Annotated in this window: 4 protein-coding genes; 2 read left to right on the top strand and 2 right to left on the bottom strand. The window is 47.4% G+C overall.

All coding sequences use genetic code 11. The annotated features are described in order from the left end of the window. Both acnA and AC9UH7_RS06160 read right to left on the bottom strand, forming a co-directional pair. A partial coding sequence (acnA, locus tag AC9UH7_RS06165; RefSeq protein ID WP_509596263.1) for an aconitate hydratase AcnA occupies positions 1–1,376 on the bottom strand: 1,376 nt, incomplete at its 3' end. A 22-nt stretch (positions 1,377–1,398) separates the two neighbouring features. Beyond that, positions 1,399–2,622, bottom strand: a complete 1,224-nt coding sequence (locus AC9UH7_RS06160) for a class I SAM-dependent RNA methyltransferase (protein WP_509596261.1) — start codon at positions 2,620–2,622, stop codon at positions 1,399–1,401. A 32-nt stretch (positions 2,623–2,654) separates the two neighbouring features. Here AC9UH7_RS06160 and AC9UH7_RS06155 point away from each other — a divergent pair, with 32 nt between their 5' ends. Together AC9UH7_RS06155 and AC9UH7_RS06150 are read left to right on the top strand one after the other, a co-directional pair. Further along, the gene (locus AC9UH7_RS06155; protein ID WP_509596260.1) at positions 2,655–3,323 is read left to right on the top strand and encodes a potassium channel family protein; all 669 of its coding nucleotides are present in this window, start codon (positions 2,655–2,657) and stop codon (positions 3,321–3,323) included. Continuing rightward, a partial coding sequence (locus AC9UH7_RS06150; protein ID WP_509596258.1) for a potassium channel family protein occupies positions 3,320–3,582 on the top strand: 263 nt, incomplete at its 3' end. The genes AC9UH7_RS06155 and AC9UH7_RS06150, both read left to right, overlap by 4 nt.

Below are 3,582 nucleotides of genomic sequence, written 5' to 3'. Positions count from 1 at the left end.
AAAGTGGTCTTAACCCATGGCTTTGATTTGAGACCTTTTTCAACAGCCTTCTTAGCAAGAAGTGCAGCACCGATCATGACTGAAGGGTTAGAGGTATTTGTGCAAGAGGTAATAGATGCAATGACAACATCGCCGTTTTTGACTCGGGTTGATCCTGCAGCTACTTCGCCTCTATCAGTCTTGTCGCTGAAATAGGTTGGAACTATCTTTTCGTATGCATTCTTTGAATCGCTCAGAGAAATACGATCCTGTGGGCGCTTTGGGCCTGAAATTGATGGCACAACGGTTGAAAGATCTAGCTCAACTACTTGAGAGAAGCGTGGCTCAACTAACGGGTCATGCCACATACCCTGTTGCTTTGCATACTGTTCAACTAAAGAAACTTGATCATCATTTCGGCCTGTAAGACGTAGGTAGCGCAGGGTCTCTTCATCGATTGGGAAGATGGCACATGTCGAACCATATTCAGGACTCATATTTCCAATTGTTGTTCGGTTAGCCATAGGCACCGATGTCACCCCTGGACCAAAGAACTCAACAAACTTTCCAACTACTCCGACCTTGCGCAGGATTTCAGTTATGGTTAACGCTAAATCCGTAGCAGTTGTCCCTAAAGGTAATGCTCCAGTTAGCTTGAAGCCCACTACGCGAGGGATCAGCATCGAAACTGGCTGACCTAACAACGCAGCCTCTGCCTCGATACCGCCAACACCCCAGCCGAGCACGCCAAGGCCGTTGACCATAGTTGTGTGTGAATCAGTTCCAACGACTGTATCTGGGTATGCGCGAAGAGTTCCTTCAACAGTTCGAGTCATTACAACGCGTGCTAAGTACTCAATATTTACTTGGTGCACAATCCCAGTTCCCGGTGGCACAACTTTAAACTCATCAAAGGCAGTCTGGCCCCATCGTAAGAATCGATAACGTTCCTGGTTTCGCTCATACTCAATATCTGTGTTCTGCTCAAAGGAATCCTTGGTACCAAACTTGTCTGCGATAACAGAGTGATCGATGACTAGTTCAGCTGGTGCAAGTGGGTTTACTTTCGAAGCATCTCCTCCGAGTTCAACAATTGCTTCACGCATGGTTGCAAGATCCACGATGCAAGGAACGCCAGTGAAATCCTGCATAACAACACGGGCTGGAGTGAATTGAATTTCAGTATCTGGCTCTACAGCTGGATCCCAGGTAGCCAATGCATTGATGTGATCTGCCGTGATGTTCGCGCCATCTTCAGTTCGTAGGAGGTTTTCCAGTAGAACCTTGAGGCTAAATGGCAGATTTGATGCCCCTTCGATCTGGGAGATATCGAAGATTTCAAAACTCTTGCCCGCAACATCTAGATTCTTTCTTGCGTTGAAAGAGTTTTTACTCATTATCTGCCTTTCGTAGAAGCTTTCAGAGTGCTGAAGATACCTCAGCGCGCGTATACAGGGCAACACATTCGATGTGATGTGTCATCGGAAAGAGATCAAAAGCACGCACTTTTACGAGTGAATAACTGTGATCTGCAAGATAGGCAGTATCTCGGGCCAGCGCTGCTGGATCGCACGCCACATACACAATCGAACGTGGTGCTAATCGCGCGATCTGAGCAACTACTTCTTTTCCGGCCCCATCTCGAGGTGGATCCAGAACAACTACATCTGCAGCCGTAATTCTGGGTAATAACATTGCAACATCACCAGTAGCAATAGTTATGTTTTTATAGGAGGCAAAGTTACGAGCCGCATCTGCGGTAGCAACTTTGCTACCTTCGATGAGATCAACATGTCCTGAAGGACCAACTGCATCCACAATAGCTGCTGAAAACAAACCAACTCCACCATAGAGGTCTAAGACATGCTCTCCTGTTTGTAGTTCTGCATAATCAAGAACAGCTTGTGTCAAAACCTCTGGTGCTTTTTTGTGGCTTTGCCAAAATGATTCGTGACTGACTTCCAGAGTTCGGCCCAAGACATTTTCATGTAATACCGCAGGACCTTCGGTTAATCGAGCCTTTTCTTCACCTCGAGTTGGTGCCAACGCAATCGAACGCTCTCCAGTATTTGAAGCACTAATTTCAACTCGAACATCACCCTTTAGTTCGCGACTGGCGACTTCACTCAAGTTAATTCCATCAACACAAATAATGCAATCAGTCACTGGTGCGATTGAATGAGAACGGGATTTGTAGAATCCCAGTTTTCCATTACGGTCAGTAGTTGCAATGGCGCGTGTTCGCCAATGCGTGCTCGTTCCAACTTCCTCTACATCCACCCGAAGCTCCATCTTTGCTATTCGAGAGAATTGCTCAGCAATCACATCAGACTTTAAAGTTCGCTGATGCTCTGGCAATATGTGCTGGAAGTCGCAACCACCACATCCATTTCGATGCGCAAAACTACAAAGCGCCACTACCCGAAATTCTGAAGGCTTCTCCACAGAAACAACATCTGCCCTATTAAACGAAGAGCCAGTGCTCGTAATCTGAATGGTGCAACTCTCCCCCGGAATCGCATGGCGAACGAATATAACTGCCCCTTCATGACGCGCAATGAAGTGTCCCCCGTGCGCCACTTTTTCAATGGTGACCTGCACCAGATCTCCAGTTTTCAGGGTTGAACTCTTGTTTGATGCCATGGATGTAAGCCTATGGGTGTAAGTTACCTCCTGTGCACGTAGTCATCATGGGTTGCGGTCGAGTTGGTTCATCACTCGCCACCGAACTGGAAGCAGCCGGCCATACAGTCGCAGTCATCGACCAGGCTCGAGAAGCATTTCGCAGACTAGGTCCAGACTTCAAGGGCAGAACAGTTACGGGAGTCGGCTTTGACCGCGAGGTCTTGTTAGAAGCCGGCATTCAAGATGCTGATGCATTTGCCGCTGTAAGCAACGGTGATAACTCAAATATTCTGGCAGCTCGCGTTGCCCGCGAAACTTATGGTGTCCAAAATGTAGTTGCGCGTATCTATGACCCAGGCCGCGCTGAAATTTATCAGCGCCTCGGTATTCCAACAGTTGCAACCGTTCTTTGGGCAACCGATCAAATTCTTCGTCGCCTTGCTCCAGAGGGTTCTAAATCTGAATGGCGCGATGCAACAGGAATGGTTCAACTGTGCGAGATGAATCCACACAATGATTGGTACGGACGTCCAATTCTCTTGATTGATTCCCTAACCCCTGCACGTGTTGCATTCATTACGCGCCTAGGTGAAGGCTTAATCCCTGATGAACACACAGTTTTGCAACAAGGTGATCTAATCCATGTGATGGTTTCAGATGCAGATATAGCTCGGACCGAAGAAATTCTTGCAAGTAGCCCAGAAGGTGAACGTCAATGAGAATTGCAATAGCAGGAGCAGGAAATGTTGGTCGGGCGATTGCTCGCGAACTTTTGGATAATGGACATCAGGTTCTCTTGATTGATAAGGATCCCAAGGCATTGAAGTTGGAGAGCGTGCCTGATGCTGAATGGCTGATGGCTGATGCTTGTGAAATCACATCCCTTGATAACGCCCACCTGAACAACTGCCAAGTACTAGTAGCAGCAACAGGTGATGACAAGGCAAACCTTGTGACATCACTACTTGGTAAGACTGA

Source organism: Candidatus Planktophila sp., assembly GCF_044348745.1.
Classification (GTDB): Bacteria; Actinomycetota; Actinomycetes; order Nanopelagicales; family Nanopelagicaceae; genus Planktophila.
This window is presented reverse-complemented; position numbering and strand designations above follow the sequence as displayed.

Coding starts and splice junctions, on each gene's coding strand:
- AC9UH7_RS06160 (WP_509596261.1), bottom strand. CDS start 2,622: ATGGCATCAAACAAGAGTTCAACCCTGAAAACTGGAGATCTGGTGCAG.